The organism is Pantoea sp. ARC270, from assembly GCF_003236725.1.
Classification (GTDB): Bacteria; Pseudomonadota; Gammaproteobacteria; order Enterobacterales; family Enterobacteriaceae; genus Pantoea; species Pantoea anthophila.
Genome location: NZ_PUGA01000034.1, coordinates 1 through 17,673 on the forward strand (window position 1 = coordinate 1; position 17,673 = coordinate 17,673).

Sequence of the window (17,673 nt, forward strand, 5' to 3'; positions counted from 1 at the left end):
GTCTGGTTCATTGACTGCAAACCCTGCGCCTGTTCATTAGAAACCAGGCTGGCGGCACTGGCACCTGCTGAAAACAGGGCGATGCTCAGTGCAGCGATGGCAAGTTTGGTTTTCATTTTCTGCTCTCCTGAAATTCTGCTTACGCTCTCCGGCACGCGGCTTATCGCATCAGCCGGAGTGGGGCGACGCCTTAGTTATAGAGCGCGGCGGTCGCGTGATAATTGCCGTTGTTGTAAGCCTCAATGACGCGATAGGCTTTTGCGCCCTGCTGATCGGCTTTGTCGCTCAGTTTCTGTCGGATATCCATCGGTGAGCCCGCTACACCGCTGACACTGATGGTGCCGACAGCCTGCAGATCCTGTGCCTGAGAGGCGGTGATAGATTCTGCTGCCACAGCACCGAATGACAGGGCAGAGAGCACGCTAAGAGCAGCGATGGTAGTTTTTACGTTCATGAAATTTTCCTCGTCGTCTGTTTTTATCTTTTTAGTTAGTGTGATTTGCATCACGAAAAGAAGTATAGGACTAATAACGTCAGAAATTAATACCGCGCTAATAATGTTTTTTTGTGATTCTTTATCCTTATGGCTACTTTTAATAACCGGACGTTATAAAAACAGGGTGAAAAATGAGCTTTGAGCGTGTTTTAACAGCAGAAACAAGGGGATAAATGACTTTAACGTTTCGTGCGAAAGAAGGTGGTATATCGGGCTGGTGTTTGATCTGGATCCGGGCAATGCGGCCGGATTAGTGATGTAAAGCAGTGTAAAATAGCGCAAAAGGTGAAGCAGACGACGCTATCTGACCACCAGCCTGCTGCCTGAAAACGGGGGCAAGCCTCGCAGAACGGCAGTCACGAGAGGAGCGCGTAACGGGAAGAGGAGAAGCGCAAACCGCAGAGAAAGCGCGGGCAGAGAGATGAACTGACGACCAGGCGCAGGATGGCCGGCCGCCAGTCAGCGATCAGAGTTCCTGTTCAAACAGGTTGAGGATCGCGCTATGCAGTTGCTTGACCGTGAAGTCACGCGCACGGGTAATAAAGATGGTGTCATCCCCGGCAATGGTGCCAAGAATTCCTTCCGACTTTCCTAATGAATCCAGCAGGCGTGCAATCAGCTGTGCTGCGCCCGGACTGGTGTGAATGACCACCAGCGCATCGTTGTAGTCGATATCCAGCACCAGGTTTTTTAACGGGCTGGTGGTCGTCGGCACACCCAGCTCGGCAGGCAGGCAATAGACCATTTCCATTTTGGCATTACGGGTGCGCACTGCGCCAAACTTGGTCAGCATCCGCGAGACTTTGGACTGATTGATATTTTCAAAGCCCTCATCCTGAAGCGCCTGAACAATTTCGCCCTGGGAACTGAATTTTTCTTCTTTTAATAAGGCCTTGAAAGCCTTGATCAGATCGTCTTGTTTCGATGGGTTTCGCATAGGTTACCAATAAATAGAAAGAATAACCGCGCATCCGCCCGCGGCAGAGTGGTGATTATGCATTTAAATGCATTTTTATGCAATCGGTCGATTGATGAGCAGGGTTCGGGCGGCTAGCGGGCGGCGATAATAGCAAATAAATCCCTTCAGACCAAAACCCCTGTCACAGCCCCGAAAGGCGAAGGTTGCAAAGTTGTTATACTATTGGTGGTGTAGTAACAGAAAACGAACATAGCCGTTCTCTGTCTGACGACGGCACGGTTGTCGGTCATTCAGGCGACATGATAAGTAACTTTTGAATCCGGCGATTAAGTGTGAAAACACGTAGAATTAACAGCGGATTATCATTATCGCCTGAGCAGTTGATTAAGGTCTGACACAGATAGAATTTCGGCCCATCTCTGCCCCACCTTAATAAGGAGTCAAGAATGAAAGTTGCCGTTCTCGGTGCCGCTGGCGGCATAGGCCAGGCGCTCGCACTTCTGCTCAAAACCCAGCTTCCGGCAGGTTCAGCACTCTCACTGTATGACATCGCCCCGGTGACACCGGGTGTTGCCGTTGATCTCAGCCATATTCCCACGGCCGTCACTATTGAAGGGTTCAGCGGAGAAGACGCGACGCCAGCCCTGAAAGGTGCCGACGTGGTCCTGATTTCAGCAGGTGTCGCACGCAAACCCGGTATGGATCGTGCGGACCTGTTTAATGTTAACGCCGGTATCGTCCGTAACCTGATAGAACAGGTGGCGGCAACCGCGCCAAAAGCCCTGATCGGGGTGATCACTAACCCCGTCAACACTACCGTTGCTATCGCGGCGGAAGTGCTGAAAAAGCATGGCGTCTACGATAAGAACCGTCTGTTTGGCGTCACCACGCTGGATATCATTCGCGCCAATACTTTTGTCGCGGCGCTGAAAGGCAAGCAGCCTGACCAGGTTGAAGTGCCGGTGATTGGCGGCCACTCTGGCGTGACCATTTTGCCGCTGCTCTCTCAGGTCAAAGGGGTGAGCTTCAGCGATCAGGAGGTGGCGGATCTGACCAAACGTATTCAGAACGCCGGCACCGAGGTCGTGGAAGCCAAAGCCGGTGGCGGTTCGGCCACGCTGTCGATGGGGCAGGCAGCTGCGCGTTTCGGGCTGTCACTGGTACGCGCGCTGAATGGCGAAGCGAACGTGGTGGAGTGTGCCTATGTGGAAGGCGAGGGCGAACATGCGCGCTTCTTCTCACAGCCGCTGCTGCTGGGTAAAAACGGGATTGCTGAACGCAAGCCGATCGGCACACTCAGTGCGTATGAGCAGCAGGCGCTGTCAGGCATGCTGGAAACCCTGAAGAAAGATATCGAACAGGGAGAGGCGTTCGTTAAGCAGTAGCAGACGTCGCTGACTGAAAACGCCCGGCTTTCGTCGGGCGTTTTGTTTGTGACAAATTCGGATTCATCTGGCTGTGAGAGTGTGCCTGCGCGGGGAACACGGTCAGATCGGAAAGACGCAAAAGCCGTCATCCATGACACGCTCGGCCCGCACCATCCCTGGTGCGGGACGCTTTCCTCTTCTGACCGTGTTCCCCTCGCTTCAGGTTTATTCGTCGCGGTTAAATTCACCCTGCGCACACTTTATCAGCTTAACTTCACATCTCCCCGACTCTGCCAGGCATGCTCTCCTACAGGCCACCTGATTTATAGGCACGGGCCGCCGGTGTCCCGTTACTGGCAGGCAGCTTCTTACCCAGGGTCTCCATCCGCATCTGGAACGGCGGGAACGGCATCTCAATACCGTGCTGCTCAAATCCGCGCAGGATGAGCTGATGCAGCTCGTGACGCAGGGGCATACGATGTCCCATCTCCGCGGCATGCACCCGGAGTTCAAACAGCTGAATCCCCTGCTGCAAATCGACGAGGAAGGCTTCCGGCTGCGGTGTATCCAGCACATAACTGCAGCGTTCCGCCGCCTGCGTCAGGATGGTGGTGACCTGTTCGCTGCTCACTTTGGCCGGGGCCGGGATGGTAAGCACTACACGCGTAACGGAATCGGAGAGCGACCAGTTAATAAACTGTTCGGTGATAAAGGCCTTATTCGGCACGATAATCTCTTTGCGGTCCCAGTCGGTGATGGTGGTGGCACGGGTGTTAATCCGCGTAATGCTGCCGGTCAGGTCGCGAATCGTCACGGTGTCGCCAATACGAATCGGTTTTTCAAACAGAATAATCAGGCCTGAGATAAAGTTGGCAAAAATCTCCTGCAAACCAAACCCCAGTCCCACACCTAATGCGGCAACCAGCCACTGCAGCTTCGACCATTCGATGCCGATCATGGAGAAGCCAATGAGTCCGCCAATCAGCAGCAGCAGATATTTGGTCAGTGTGGTGATGGCGTAGCCGGTGCCTGGCGTCAGATTAAGATGCTGTAACAGCGCCAGCTCGAGCAGGGCTGGCATGTTGCGCACCAGCTGAGTCGTGATGATAAACACCAGAATAGCAATCAGTACCGACCCCAGGGTAATCGGCTGAATCGACTCCACGCCCTGCACGGAGGTACTGACATCCCACAGCTGAATATTTTCCAGGAAGCCGAAGGCCGAGTGAATTTCGGACCACAGGACAATCACCGAGACCAGGGCGATCAATGTCAGAAGGGAGCGCACCAGCCGCAGCGACTGCGCACTGATCGCATCCAGGTCGATCACCGGCTCCTCGACTTCAATCGCGTCGGTGTTCTGGGTGCCTTGCTCTTTCTCTTCTTCACTGCGCGCCCGGTTCGCCAGCATATCGGCACGGCGCTGACGGGCGCGATCAAAGCCCAGACGCCGCCGCTGAATCAGCATCCAGCGGCGGATGATGTGATAGATGACCAGCAGCAGGAACCAGATAGCGACTGAGGTTTCCAGACGGGCTAGCAGCGCCTGCGCGGTCGCCAGATACCCTACGGCAGAGGCGAGGGCTGCCATCAGCGGCATGGCGATCATCATGTTCCAGAGCATCCGGTTCACTATGTTATCGCCGTTTCCCTCTTTATCGAGATAGAGAGGGATGCCGGAACGCTTCAGGCTGACGGTGACGATGCTGATGGCCCCGCAGATCAGGATGAAACAGAGGCGGCCCAGCGATGCTGAGAACTTCCGGTCTTCAAGATTACCAAAGGCGATAAGCAACATGATCAGCGGCACAATCAGCCCGATACTCAGCGAGTAGTAGCGCATGGCGCGCGCGACCCGGTTCTGCGGCCAGCGGAAATGGACGATGAACAATCCGTTGGGGCGGGCAAAGGCGGCGCTGATCATGAATGCCCACAGCAGCGGCAGCGTGGCGGTAATGCCATCACCAATCGCCACTGCGATAGGGTAGGGCCAGGCGTTCTGCAGGCCATACCCCAGCGTACCCCACAATACGGGCAGCGGCAGCGCCACCAGAATCGACCAGAACACGGTGCGGATGGTCAGACGGAAGCGATCCTGTGTCACTTTGCCGACTTTGCTGGCAGAACGATCCAGAAAAGCATTGAAGTGGCGTCGCGAGCTGATACTGAAGCCAACCAGCAGCAGCGCACCAATAATCGGCAGCACCGTGTTGCGACTGGTAAACATCATTGCTATCGCTTTCCCAAGCTGACCCAGCGTATCCAGCGACAGCAGCCGGGAAAGATCTCTCGCCAGGTCCAGCGGATAGCTTAACCCTATGGGGCTGACGTCGGCGGTCCAGAAGAGATAGCGGTGCGTCGCATCTTTGACTTCACTGAGCGCATCCTGAAGCTGTGTATTGCCGACCTTCAGCTTGGTGATCTCCAGAATCAGCGTGTCACAGCCGGAGATCAGCGAATTGAGCAGTTCACGCTGGGTGCGGAGTTGCGCATCGAGGATACGCTTCTGCTCGGCGGTAAAGGGCTGACCATTGGCCTGATGCCCCTTACGCAGGGTTTCCTGCTGCGCCATCAGATCTTCGTAGTAGAGACGCTGCACGCGAAGTTGCGCCATCTCGCTGTCAATCTGCTGGGACTTTGGCATCTCGGGCAGTCGCGCAACCTGCGCCCGCAGCGCTTCACCCAGCAGGTTAGAGGCACCCAGCCACTGCGACTGCTCACGCAGCGTCGAGAGAGCCTGACGAACCTGAATGATCTGGTTAGTGGCGAGACGCTGTTGCGACGCAACCAGATCCATCCGCTGCGCCTGCTGATTCAGGGCGACAGAGAGTTCACGGTTAACCCGGAACTGATCGCTGATGTCCTGCGGCAAATCACCGCTGTTTTCTGCCAGCTGCTCGGTGCGGGCCAGCGCAACTTCGGCTTCGCGTTGCCGCTGGTCATTGAGTTGATTGCGCAGCGCCTGCAGGTAGTTATCCAGCTGCGTTGCTTTACGCTGATGGGCTTCCGCCCGCATCCGAGCCAGTTCCTGACGGTTATTGGCAGAGAGTTGTGCCAGGTCAAGCTCATCGACGAGTGCTTTATTCGCCGCATTTTCCGCCTGGCGAGCCGCCAGCTGGAGCTGCCCCTGCGGTGAGCTGCTGTTGCTGGCACTCTGCAGACGACGCTCACTCTCCGTCATCGCCCGGCGGGCATCCGTCTGCTGCTGCGGCAGTTGCGACAGGGAATCACTGATTTCCCGCGCCCGATCCTGCTCCTGGCGCGCCTGCCGCCCCTCTTCCAGAAGCTGACTGCTGACCTGCAGGATCTCCTGATCCAGTTCGGCGCTGCTCATATTACTGCGCACTGTTTTTCCGCTGTCGCTGAGCGTGGCGATCTGCTGACGCAGCTCCCGCGCCAGACGCGGAAAATCATCAATGACCTGCTGATACTGCGCTGCGCGCTCCAGGGAGTCATCACGTTCAGAGAGGAAATTCAGGGCGGCTTCAATCGACTGGATCTGCTCTGCCTGCGCGGGCGAGCTTTTGGCCGATTTTATCTCTTCCAGCTGCTGTTTGAGCTGGCTGGCGTCAGGAAGGCTGGCCGCAAAGGCCGGGCTGCTGAGCCAGAGGCTCAGCAGCAGAAGGAGAATCGAACGCACGGAGGACACTCAATTTAGTCGACGATGACGTCGGAGAGGTCTGTCGCGACCGGCAGCGCCAGGGCCAGCGGTTGTCCCAGACGGGTTTTACTTTCCGCTTCCAGGCTTTCAGCCAGTTTGACGCGACCCGGTGCGAACAGGTTGATGACGGTAGAGCCGAGTTTGAAGCGACCCATCTCCTGACCTTTCAGCAGGACCACGGCGCCTTCATCATCCGCTGCCGGATAGTGCCAGCGCTTAATTACGCCTTCACGCGGTGGCGTAATCGTGCCTGCCCAGACGGTTTCGATACTGCCAACAATGGTGGCGCCCACCAGGATCTGCACCATCGGCCCGATATCGGTTTCAAAGTAGCAGATGACGCGTTCGTTACGGGCGAACAGATTCGGGATGTTACGCGCGGTCAGCGGATTGACCGAGTAGAGATCGCCAGGTACATAGATCATCTCACGCAGGATACCGTTGCACGGCATATGAACGCGGTGATAATCACGCGGGGCCAGATAGGTCGTGACGAATTCGCCCTCCACAAACCGGGCCGCCATTCGTTCATCACCCGCCAGCAGTGCCTCAAGCGAGTAGTGATGACCTTTGGCCTGGAAAATCTGGTCACCGTCGATGTGACCGAGCTGGCTGATAGCGCCATCTGCGGGCAGGGCGATCAGGCTGGCGTCAGCATCCACCGGACGCGCATCCTCTTTAAGCGGACGCACGAAAAAGTCATTAAACGTCCGATAGCTGGCGGTGTCGGGCTTTCGTGCTTCCGCCATGTCGACTTTGTAAAACCAGACAAAGATGTCAATGACCAGTTTGGTCAACCAACCACCGCGGCGACTGGCGCCCCAACCGGCGAGTTCAGTCAGCCATTTCTTCGGGAGAATATGATTCAAGCCGAGTTTTAAACGATCAAACACCTTAGCCTCCTGGCTATTTTATGACGTTGAAAAAAAGGAAGCGGATTGTAGCAGTGCCCCGTTCTGATGGCGACTATACCTGATTCCGCGCATGCTGCACGGTCTGGGTCGCCGAATGGAAGGCACCTCGCAAAATCTTCTGGTCAGACCGGATCACGCGGTTATACCGGTTAACTCTCACCGTCAGGGAAATTTTTACGCGTTTTTACCTGCGCCATGCTCTCCAGGATACGGTGGTAGTTGTCGAAACGGGAGCGATGAATTTTACCGGCTTCCACCGCTTCGCGAATCGCACAGCCCGGGTCGCTGCCATGTTTGCAGTCGCGGAATTTGCATGCACCCAGGAAGGCGCGAAATTCGACAAATCCACGGGTAATCTGTTCCGGCTCCAGATGCCATAAGCCGAACTCGCGCACGCCGGGGGAGTCGATAACATCTCCGCCGTGCGGGAAGTGATAGAGCCGTGAGGCGGTGGTGGTGTGCTGACCTAAGCCGGAGCCGTCTGACACCTCGTTGGTCAGAATCGCGAGCTGCTCTTCTTTGTCGAAGCCGAGCAGGGCGTTCAGCAGGCTCGACTTGCCGACGCCGGACTGACCGGCAAAGATACTGACGCGATCGGTTAAGGCGGCTTCGAGATCGTCCAGGCCATTTTTCGCCCGGCTGGAGACCATCACTACGCGATAGCCAATCGCACGGTAGATATCCATCTGCTCATCGACCACGGCGCGCGCGCGCTCATCCAGCAGATCGGTTTTGTTGAGGACCAGTAGCGGCTCGATTTCCAGGGTCTCGCTGGCCACCAGATAGCGATCGATGATGTTAAGCGACAGTTCCGGCAGGATCGCAGAGACAATAATGATCTGATCGATGTTGGCCGCCATCGGCTTCACACCGTCATAAAAATCGGGACGGGTCAGCACGCTGGTGCGTTCATGCACCGCTTCCACAATCCCTTTGCCGCCGCTGGTTGCCGGACGCCACAGCACCCGATCGCCGGTCACCAGCGAACGGATCGTGCGGCGGATATTGCAGCGGTGGGCAACGCCTGCGCTATCCTCAACGTCAGCGTGCATGCCGAAACGGCTGACAACAACCCCATCTGCGGCTTCCCCAAACAGGTTGTCGTCCGCTTCCGGGCGCTCTTTACGCTGATTGAGACGGCGATCGTGGTTAGCGCTTACGCGGCGTTGTTGGCCCTTCGACAGTTTATTTTTACTCACTCACCCTCACAGCATTAGCCAGATTTCGCCCGGCTGGGCAAAACGTCTATGATACACCTTATTCATTGTGAATGACGACTATAGCAACCGCAGGAAACAGCATGGCTACTGGAAATGAACAGAACCTGATCTGGATTGATCTTGAGATGACCGGGCTTGATCCGGCTCACGACCGTATTATTGAGATTGCGACCCTGGTGACTGATGCCAACCTGAATATTCTGGCAGAAGGGCCGGTTATCGCGGTTCATCAGTCTGACGCGCAGCTGGCGCTGATGGATGAGTGGAATGTCCGCACCCATACCAACAGCGGTCTGGTTGAGCGGGTGAAGGCGAGCACGATTGACGATCGCGCGGCGGAGCTGGCCACCCTGGAATTTCTGAAGCAGTGGGTGCCGGCGAACACCTCACCTATCTGCGGCAACAGCATCGGGCAGGATCGGCGCTTCCTGTTTAAGTACATGCCTGAGCTGGAGGCGTACTTCCACTATCGCTATCTGGATGTCAGCACCCTGAAAGAGCTGGCCCGCCGCTGGAAACCCTCTATCCTGCCAGGCTTCAAAAAAGGCGGCACACACCAGGCGCTGGATGATATCCGCGAGTCAGTGGCGGAGCTCGCTTACTACCGCGAACACTTTTTGCAGCTTTAATCCGCGAAGGGTGCGCATGAAATCGCCAGGTTGCCGATTTAATCGGCAAACGCGCTGAAAACGAAAAATTCTGCTTTCAGACGCTTGCAGCAGCAATGATTTCTCGTATAATGCGCACCCCGTACCGGTGAAGAATTTAGTGTCGGTACAAGGCGCGGGAATAGCTCAGTTGGTAGAGCACGACCTTGCCAAGGTCGGGGTCGCGAGTTCGAGTCTCGTTTCCCGCTCCAGTTTTAATCAGCAGTACCCTCTTTGCGGGAATAGCTCAGTTGGTAGAGCACGACCTTGCCAAGGTCGGGGTCGCGAGTTCGAGTCTCGTTTCCCGCTCCAGTTTTGTTTAGCAGTGCCCTTCTATGCGGGAATAGCTCAGTTGGTAGAGCACGACCTTGCCAAGGTCGGGGTCGCGAGTTCGAGTCTCGTTTCCCGCTCCAGATTTAACATCAACCTCATTGTGATCAGTTATCCGACGGTTTAGCGTCGTCTGATTTTGATTGTCAGCCTAAGGTTATCCACAGCACGGCACCCCATCGTCTGCGCCTTTTACGGCGATCTGTAAAATGTTTCTGAACAGAGTTATCCACAGCTTTATCGTTAAAACGAAGCGGTAGACTCATTATTAAATAAACACAACTTTTTCTTAAGTTGTTGATATTTATGATTATGAGGATATTTCAATTTGTTATTCCAGCGTGAAACGCCCGTTATTGCAGTTGAATGACAACAGCTTTTTATTTTTATTCACAGCGTGTGGAAAACGATAAACTGCCGGCTGGCTGGTTAATCACGCATCACGGGGTAAACCTTTTTCAATGGCACGCACCAGACGTTTCTGCTGAGCAGGCTGCACGTCCACGACGAGTTGCTGGCGTTTCTGCTGCTGACAGGCGACCGCCCACAGAATATGTTCATCCAGCAGTTCACTCTCTCCGAGCCGCTGTTCCAGTACTGGCACAATATCCGCTGACCAGGGCGCATTACCCAGCGCCACCGCAATATTACGCAGCCAGCGCAAATGACCAATCCGTCGAATTGCCGAGCCTTCGGTGATACGCAAAAATTTCGCCTCATCCCACTGAAACAGATCGATAAGCTCCGGTGCATGCAGGGCCGCGCGGGGAGAGAAGTCACTTTCATCGCTGAGTTGCCCGTAACGATTCCACGGACAGATCAACTGGCAGTCATCACAGCCATAAATCCGGTTGCCCATCAGCGGGCGAAACGCTTCCGGGATCGCCCCTTCCAGCTCGATAGTGAGATAGGAAATACAGCGGCGGGCATCCACGACGTAAGGCTCAACGATAGCGCTGGTCGGGCAGATGGTCATGCAGGCGACACAGCGGCCACACTGCTCCTGCTGCGGCGTATCAATCGGCAGGGGTATATCGATCAGCAGCTCGCCAAGGAAAAACCACGAGCCAGCTTCACGATTCAGAATCAGCGAATGTTTGCCGGTCCACCCCAGTCCTGCTTTAGCTGCCAGCGGTCGCTCAAGCAGCGGGGCCGAGTCTACAAAGGGCCGGAAGTTAAGCTCGCTGCAATGCTGCTGGATCATTTCTCCGAGCTTTTTCAGGCGATTGCGCAATACTTTGTGGTAATCGCGGCCTAATGCATAACGGCTGACATAGCCCAGTCGGGGATTTTTCAGCGTGCTGGCAAAGGCGGCTTTGGCCGGAAGGTAGTTCATGCGAACGCTGATGACGCGCAGCGTGCCGGGAAGCAGTTCATGCGGACGCGCCCGCATCATGCCATGTCGCGCCATCCACTCCATCTCGCCATGATACTGCTTCTCCAGCCACGCCTGCAGGCGCGGCTCTTCCGCACTGAGATCGGTATCGGTGATGCCGACCTGCTGAAAGCCGAGATCTAATCCCCACTGTTTAATCTGTTGTGCAAACTGATGAAGATCGAGAGGGTATGACATGAGTGACCAGGATTCGAAGAGAAACGACCGCAGTTTACCATATTCTGTCTGGCCTGCGCAGGCGGTGGCGCAGCTTGAGCAGCAGGGAGCCGATGCCCTTGGCATTACCCTCTATGAACTGATGCTGCGCGCCGGGCAGGCCGCCTATGAGCATCTGAACCGGCACTGGCCTGACGCCCGCCACTGGCTGATTTTGTGCGGCCACGGTAACAATGGCGGGGATGGCTATGTGCTGGCCCGACTGGGGCAGGCGGCGGGTAAAACCATCACGCTGCTGGCGTGTGAGAGTGAAAAAGCGTTACCGGAAGAGGCGCAGCGCGCCCGGGACGCCTGGCTGGATGCGGGCGGCGAAATCCATGCGGCTGGTGCAGCCTGGCCAGAGCAGGTGGATGTGATTGTCGATGCGCTGCTGGGCACCGGCACACAGCGCGCGCCTGCGGAACCCTATGCCACGCTGATTCAGCAGGCAAACGCCCACGCGGCACCGATCCTCGCCATCGACATGCCGTCCGGCTTATCCGCGCGAAACGGCACGACGCCCGGTGAGGTGATTAACGCCACACATACCCTGAGCGTCGTGGCGCTGAAGCCAGGCCAGCTTACCGGCAAAGCCCGCGACGTTATCGGCACGCTCTATTATGCCGACCTTGGCCTGACGACGTTTCTCGCGGGAGAAACCGCGCCGATGGCGCGTTATGATGCCAGTGCACTGACCCGCTGGCTCAAGCCGCGCAAACCCACCTCGCATAAAGGCAACCATGGCCGTCTGCTGGTCGTCGGGGGCGATGCCGGAACGGCCGGGGCAGTGCGCATGACGGCTGAGGCCGCGTTGCGCACCGGCAGTGGATTGGTGCGAGTGCTCACTCACAAAGATAACATTATCCCGATCCTGACAGCCCGCCCCGAAGTGATGGTCGATGAACTGACCGATGAACGCCTGAAAGAGGCGCTGGAGTGGGCCGATGTCATCGCGGTCGGGCCTGGTTTAGGACAGCGCGAATGGGGTAAGCAGGCGCTGAAAGCAGTGGCAGGCAGTGAAAAGCCGATGCTTTGGGACGCAGATGCACTTAACCTGCTGGCAATCAGTGCGGAGAAACGTCAGAATCGCATCATTACGCCGCATCCTGGCGAAGCGGCACGTTTGCTGAATATCGAGACCAGTGAAATTGAGAGTGACCGCTTACATGCAGCGCAGAGACTGGCGCAGCAATATGGTGGCGTAGTGGTACTGAAAGGTGCCGGTACGATTATTGCCAGCGAGCAGGGCGAAATGGCCTTTGCTGATGTGGGCAATGCCGGTATGGCCTCCGGCGGTATGGGCGACCTGTTGAGTGGCATTATTGCCTCGCTGATGGGTCAGCAACTGCCGCTGTTCGGGGCGGCCTGCGCTGGCTGTGTGGCGCATGGTGCCGCAGCCGATGCGGTGGCGGCACAACGCGGCACGCGCGGTATGCTGGCAACAGATTTACTGGATCTACTGTGGCAGTTTGTTAATCCTGAGATGAATAAAGAAGCATGAAGACCTGTGTTATCTCTTTGCCCGATGAGGCGGCTACGCTCAGTTTGGGCGCTCAGCTGGCGCGCGCCTGTGGCAGCGCGGCAGTGATTTATCTCTATGGCGATCTGGGGGCGGGTAAAACCACCTTCAGCCGCGGCTTTCTTCAGGCGCTTGGCCATCAGGGCAACGTTAAAAGCCCCACTTACACGCTGGTGGAGCCTTATGCGCTGGGTGATCGCACCCTTTATCATTTTGACCTCTACCGCCTGGCCGATCCCGAAGAGCTGGAGTTCATGGGGATCCGCGACTATTTCAGCGGCGAGGCAATCTGTCTGGTCGAATGGCCGCAGCAGGGCGCTGGTTTTCTGCCGTCGCCCGATGTCACACTGACGCTGCGCTATGTGGGTGAGGCGCGGGAAGCGGAGCTGACGGCACAATCCGCAGCCGGACAGCAATGGATTGAACACGTTGATCAGGGCAGGGATCAGGCATGATGTCACGGATGAAAATCGCGCTGGTGACACTGCTGCTGCTGGTCTGTACGCCGCTGTTTGCCGCCACGTTGTCCGATATTAAAGTGGCTAACGGCGACAGCCAGGCCACCATTACCCTGAACTTTGCCGGACAGCCTGTTTACGGCTTCTTCCCGCTGCGCAATCCCGATCGTGTGGTGCTTGATGTGCGCCAGAGCGGCGTGGTTCAGGGACTGCCGCTGAACTTCAGCGGGGAAAATATCGTAAAGCGGATTCGGACCAGTACCCCGAAAGATAAACAGAGCGTGCGGCTGGTGTTTGAGCTGACGCAGGCGGGGAAAACCCGTGCGGTTACCCAGCGCAATGGCAACAGCTACAGCGTGGTCTTCACGATTACCGGTAAAGCGCCGGCGGTGACGCGCAGTGCACCCGCTCCGGTGACAGCCCCGTCGCGAGCGCCCGTCCAGAGTGCCGCTGCCAATCCGTTTAATGCCAATCCGGTTACCTCAGTGAGCAGTTCCGCCAGCACGGTACGCCCTGGCGCGACGGTCAGCCACAACGACACGGTGATTGTGGCGATTGACGCCGGGCATGGCGGTCAGGATCCGGGCGCCATCGGACAGCGCGGGCTGCAGGAGAAGAACGTCACTATCGCGATTGCACGTAAACTGCGGGTGCTGCTGAACAACGATCCGATGTTTAAAGGCGTTCTGACCCGCGATGGCGACTATTTTATCTCGGTGATGGGCCGTTCTGACGTGGCGCGTAAAGCCAATGCGAACGTGCTGGTGTCAATCCATGCGGATGCGGCACCGAGCCACGCAGCCACCGGTGCATCGGTCTGGGTCTTATCCAACCGCCGTGCCAATAACGAGATGGCTAACTGGCTGGAGCAGAAAGAGAAACAGTCTGAGCTGCTGGGCGGCGCAGGCGACCTGCTGGCTAACAGCCAGGCGGATCCCTACCTCAGCCAGGCGGTGCTGGATCTGCAGTTTGGTCACTCGCAGCGCGTCGGATATGACATCGCGCAGAAAGTGTTGCAGCAGCTGCGCGGCGTCACCTCGCTGCATAAACGGCTGCCTGAACATGCCAGCCTGGGCGTGCTGCGTTCACCTGACATTCCTTCTCTGCTGGTGGAAACCGGCTTCATCAGTAATTCCTCGGAGGAGCGACTGCTTGGCAGTAGCGCACACCAGGATAAGATTGCGCAGTCGATCTACAAAGGTCTGCGCACTTATTTCCTGGCGCACCCGCTGCAATCCATCCCAAAGGAGGAAAACCGGCCGCTGGGCTCGTCGCCGGCGGTTAGCGTCGCCAGCAACCCGGCGACCGGGGTGACGCAATATACGGGGGCAACGCAGCGTCATACGGTGACGCGCGGTGAGACGCTTTCCGGTATTGCCGCGAAGTATGGGGTCAGCATGGCGACGCTGCGTGAGCTGAATACGCTGAAGCGGGATGTGGTCTGGGTCGGACAGCGGCTGAAGGTGCCCGCCAGTGCCACGACCAGCCGCACGACCCGCGCCCGGGGTGTTGTGCGGCACAAAGTGGTCGTCGGGGATTCCCTGACCGGTATCGCCGCACACTATGGCGTCAGTCCAAAAGCGATAATGCAGACCAATAATCTGAAGTCGACCAACGTAATGTTGGGGCAGAACCTGAAAATCCCTGCATCCTGATTGTTCGCCCGGCCACGCGCCGGGCTGTCAGCCAAAAGGATATCCACCATGCCGATACAAATTTTACCGCCTCAGCTGGCAAACCAGATTGCGGCGGGGGAAGTGGTTGAGCGTCCTGCATCGGTTGTAAAAGAGCTGGTGGAAAACAGCCTTGATGCTGGCGCAACGCGCATTGACGTTGATATTGAAAAAGGGGGCGCAAAGCTTATCCGCATCCGTGACAACGGCTGCGGCATCGTGAAAAGCGAACTCTCGATGGCGCTCGCCCGGCACGCCACCAGTAAAATTGCCTCGCTGGATGACCTGGAGGCGATCATGAGTCTGGGGTTCCGGGGGGAAGCGCTGGCCAGTATCAGTTCGGTCTCCCGCCTGACCTTAACCTCGCGTACCGCCGATCAGACCGAAGCCTGGCAGGCTTATGCCGAAGGGCGTGAGATGGCGGTGACGGTCAAACCGGCTGCGCACCCCTGCGGCACCACGCTGGAAGTGCTGGACCTGTTTTATAACACCCCCGCGCGGCGCAGATTCATGCGCACCGAGAAAACCGAATTTGGTCACATCGACGAGGTGATTCGTCGTATTGCGCTGGCGCGGTTTGATGTCGCCTTTTCGCTCAGCCATAACGGCAAAATGATGCGCCAGTATCGGGCCGTCAGCGAGGAGAGTCAGCGCGAACGGCGGCTGGCCGCCATCTGCGGCACCACCTTTATGCAGCATGCGCTGCGCATCGACTGGCAACATGACGATCTTTCGCTGCGCGGCTGGGTCGCCGATCCGGCCGGGTCGCGTCAGGTCAGCGAGCTGCAATATTGCTACGTCAATGGCCGCATGATGCGTGACAGGCTGATCAACCACGCTATCCGCCAGGCTTTTCAGGACCAGCTGCAGGATGAGCAGCAACCCGCTTACGTGCTCTATCTGGAGATCGATCCGCATCAGGTGGATGTCAACGTCCATCCGGCCAAACACGAAGTGCGGTTTCATCAGTCACGTCTGGTGCATGACTTTATTTATCAGGGCGTGGTCAGCGCGCTTCAGGCGGTTGCCGCACCAGCGCTGCCCGCGCTGAAAGCAGAAGAACCGGCCCCACGCTGGCAGCCGGAGAATCGTCAGGCCGCCGGGGGCAACCATTTTGCCCAGCCTGTGACCTCCGCCAGTGAGAAGCGACCGGCCGCGCCCGCCCGTGAGCCAGCCCCCGCATGGCAAAACAAAGAGAACGTCTATCGTCAGCGTGAAGGCGCGGTTTATCAGCAGCTGCTGAAAACGCCTGCCGCCAGTGCGGTGGCGCCTGAAGCCCGCGAACCGGCTGCGCGGCGTCAGCCGGAGAAAGCCACGCCGCTGGCGGCCCATGCGCAGAGTTTTGGCCGGGTGCTGACCGTCCTGCAGAACCACTATGCGCTGCTGGAACAGGACCAGAAACTGTTCCTGATGGCGCTGCCGGTCGCGGCGCGCTGGCTGAAGCAGGCGCAGCTCGAACCGGGTGAAGAGGGGCTTAAACCGCAGCCCCTTCTGATTCCGGTGCGCCTGAAAATGGCGCGGGAGGAGTGTCAGGCCGCCAAAGAAAACAGCAGTCTGCTCAGTCAGATGGGTATCGATCTGCAGCCTGACGGTGACCACGTGACCCTGCGTGCGGTGCCTTTACCGTTACGAACACAAAATTTACAAATCTTGATTCCTGAACTGTTAGGCTATCTCGCCCGGCAGCAGGAGAACTCTGCGACGCAGCTGGCCCAGTGGCTGGCACGGCGTCAGGATGCAGCGTCCTCCGACTGGAATCACTCACAGGCGATCAACCTGCTGGCAGAGCTCGAACGGCTCTGCCCACAGCTACTGAAATCGCCACCTTCAGGCTTGTTACAGCCCTTAGAGATTGAGAGCGCGATTAACGCGTTGAAGCATGAGTGAACTGAACCAGGCTGGCCGGCCAAAGGCGATTTTTTTGATGGGACCCACTGCATCGGGTAAAACCGCATTAGCCATTGAACTGCGCAGGCAGTTACCGGTGGAACTAATCAGCGTCGATTCTGCCTTAATCTATCGTCAGATGGATATTGGTACGGCAAAACCGTCGGCTGAGGAGTTAGCAGTGGCCCCCCATCGTCTGCTCGACATCCGCGATCCCGCAGAAGCCTATTCGGCTGCGGAGTTCCGGCGCGATGCTTTAGCAGAAATGGCGGATATCGTTCATGCTGGACGAATTCCGTTGCTTGTTGGTGGAACCATGCTCTACTTCAAGGCGTTACTTGAAGGATTGTCGCCGTTGCCCTCGGCCGATCCCGACGTTCGTCAGCAGATAGAGCAAACGGCGCGTGAAAAAGGCTGGGAAGCTTTGCACCGCCAGCTGTGTGAGATCGACCCGGTTGCTGGTAGTCGTATTCATCCGAATGATCCGCAGAGACTTTCGCGAGCACTGGAAGTTTTTTTTATTTCGGGTAAAACTTTAACGGAACTGACAAAAACCTCCGGTGAAGCGTTACCCTACGACGTGCATCAGTTTGCCATCGCCCCCGCGAGCCGCGAACTGCTGCACCAGCGCATCGCGTTACGTTTTGAGCAGATGTTGGCGTCAGGATTTGAAGCGGAGGCTCGGGCCCTGTTTGCACGAGGTGATTTGCATACGGACATGCCTTCCATTCGTTGTGTTGGCTATCGTCAGATGTGGTCTTATTTATCAGGCGAAATCGATTACAGCGAGATGGTTTATCGGGGAATTTGCGCAACCCGGCAGCTCGCTAAGAGACAGATGACCTGGTTACGTGGCTGGGAAAACGTTCACTGGCTTGACAGTGACGAGCCCCGGCTGGCGCGTGATACGGTGTTACAGGTTCTTAGTGCGAAGCATGGGTGATTGTGTACAATTGATGAGTTATCGTGCGCAAATTTTTACGCAGTTTTT

General features: G+C 57.0%; 13 protein-coding genes and 3 tRNA genes. 10 read left to right on the forward strand and 6 right to left on the reverse strand.

Features of this window, described 5'->3' with window-relative positions; translation table 11 throughout:
* Window positions 1–190: 190 nt before the first annotated feature.
* Entirely contained in the window at window positions 191–454 is a 264-nt protein-coding gene (gene yhcN, locus CKF42_RS15435; RefSeq protein WP_009087487.1) for a peroxide/acid stress response protein YhcN, read from the reverse strand.
* A 508-nt stretch (window positions 455–962) separates the two neighbouring features.
* Complete coding sequence (argR, locus tag CKF42_RS15440; RefSeq protein WP_009087485.1) at window positions 963–1,433, reverse strand: transcriptional regulator ArgR; 471 nt, start codon at window positions 1,431–1,433, stop codon at window positions 963–965.
* 428 nt (window positions 1,434–1,861) lie between these two features.
* On the opposite strand from argR, the gene mdh reads away from it, so the two are divergent.
* On the forward strand, window positions 1,862–2,800 hold the full coding sequence (gene mdh / locus CKF42_RS15445) for a malate dehydrogenase (protein WP_009087483.1): 939 nt from the start codon (window positions 1,862–1,864) through the stop codon (window positions 2,798–2,800).
* Between the two features lie 289 nt (window positions 2,801–3,089).
* On the opposite strand, the gene mscM is transcribed toward mdh, so the two are convergent.
* The 3 genes from mscM to rsgA all read right to left on the reverse strand — a co-directional run bounded on the left by mscM (window position 3,090) and on the right by rsgA (window position 8,556).
* Window positions 3,090–6,422, reverse strand: coding sequence for a miniconductance mechanosensitive channel MscM (gene mscM, locus CKF42_RS15450; protein WP_046102617.1), 3,333 nt, complete (start codon window positions 6,420–6,422; stop codon window positions 3,090–3,092).
* Between the two features lie 14 nt (window positions 6,423–6,436).
* Window positions 6,437–7,336 (reverse strand): archaetidylserine decarboxylase, encoded by a 900-nt coding sequence (asd, locus tag CKF42_RS15455; RefSeq protein WP_009087480.1) that lies wholly within the window; start codon window positions 7,334–7,336, stop codon window positions 6,437–6,439.
* Window positions 7,337–7,506: 170 nt separating this feature from the next.
* A complete protein-coding gene (gene rsgA, locus CKF42_RS15460) occupies window positions 7,507–8,556 on the reverse strand; it encodes a small ribosomal subunit biogenesis GTPase RsgA (RefSeq protein WP_009087478.1) in 1,050 nt (349 codons plus the stop codon).
* A 101-nt stretch (window positions 8,557–8,657) separates the two neighbouring features.
* On the opposite strand from rsgA, the gene orn reads away from it, so the two are divergent.
* The 4 genes from orn (at window position 8,658) to CKF42_RS15480 (ending at window position 9,637) form a co-directional block, all read left to right on the forward strand.
* Window positions 8,658–9,206 (forward strand): oligoribonuclease, encoded by a 549-nt coding sequence (gene orn / locus CKF42_RS15465; RefSeq protein WP_009087476.1) that lies wholly within the window; start codon window positions 8,658–8,660, stop codon window positions 9,204–9,206.
* Window positions 9,207–9,360: 154 nt separating this feature from the next.
* Window positions 9,361–9,436 (forward strand) — tRNA-Gly (locus CKF42_RS15470).
* A gap of 24 nt (window positions 9,437–9,460) precedes the next feature.
* Window positions 9,461–9,536 (forward strand) — tRNA-Gly (locus CKF42_RS15475).
* A gap of 25 nt (window positions 9,537–9,561) precedes the next feature.
* Window positions 9,562–9,637: transfer RNA gene (locus CKF42_RS15480), tRNA-Gly, on the forward strand.
* 350 nt (window positions 9,638–9,987) lie between these two features.
* Here the strand turns inward: CKF42_RS15480 and queG are convergent.
* Complete coding sequence (gene queG / locus CKF42_RS15485) at window positions 9,988–11,127, reverse strand: tRNA epoxyqueuosine(34) reductase QueG (protein ID WP_009087474.1); 1,140 nt, start codon at window positions 11,125–11,127, stop codon at window positions 9,988–9,990.
* Here queG and nnr point away from each other — a divergent pair.
* From nnr to miaA, 5 genes are read left to right on the forward strand one after another with little or no spacing between them, the layout of a single operon-like run.
* Window positions 11,126–12,646, forward strand: coding sequence for a bifunctional ADP-dependent NAD(P)H-hydrate dehydratase/NAD(P)H-hydrate epimerase (gene nnr, locus CKF42_RS15490; RefSeq protein WP_111208578.1), 1,521 nt, complete (start codon window positions 11,126–11,128; stop codon window positions 12,644–12,646). The genes queG and nnr overlap by 2 nt on opposite strands.
* Window positions 12,643–13,119, forward strand: coding sequence for a tRNA (adenosine(37)-N6)-threonylcarbamoyltransferase complex ATPase subunit type 1 TsaE (tsaE, locus tag CKF42_RS15495; RefSeq protein WP_009087471.1), 477 nt, complete (start codon window positions 12,643–12,645; stop codon window positions 13,117–13,119). The genes nnr and tsaE overlap by 4 nt, the downstream gene beginning before the upstream one ends.
* Window positions 13,116–14,777 (forward strand): N-acetylmuramoyl-L-alanine amidase AmiB, encoded by a 1,662-nt coding sequence (gene amiB, locus CKF42_RS15500; RefSeq protein ID WP_111208579.1) that lies wholly within the window; start codon window positions 13,116–13,118, stop codon window positions 14,775–14,777. Before tsaE ends, amiB begins: the two co-directional genes overlap by 4 nt.
* A 48-nt stretch (window positions 14,778–14,825) precedes the next feature.
* Window positions 14,826–16,682 carry a DNA mismatch repair endonuclease MutL gene (mutL, locus tag CKF42_RS15505; protein ID WP_111208580.1) on the forward strand — a complete coding sequence of 619 codons (1,857 nt, stop codon included), beginning with the start codon at window positions 14,826–14,828 and terminating at the stop codon, window positions 16,680–16,682.
* Entirely contained in the window at window positions 16,675–17,625 is a 951-nt protein-coding gene (miaA, locus tag CKF42_RS15510; protein ID WP_111208581.1) for a tRNA (adenosine(37)-N6)-dimethylallyltransferase MiaA, read from the forward strand. The genes mutL and miaA overlap by 8 nt, the downstream gene beginning before the upstream one ends.
* The last annotated feature ends 48 nt before the right edge of the window (window positions 17,626–17,673 follow it).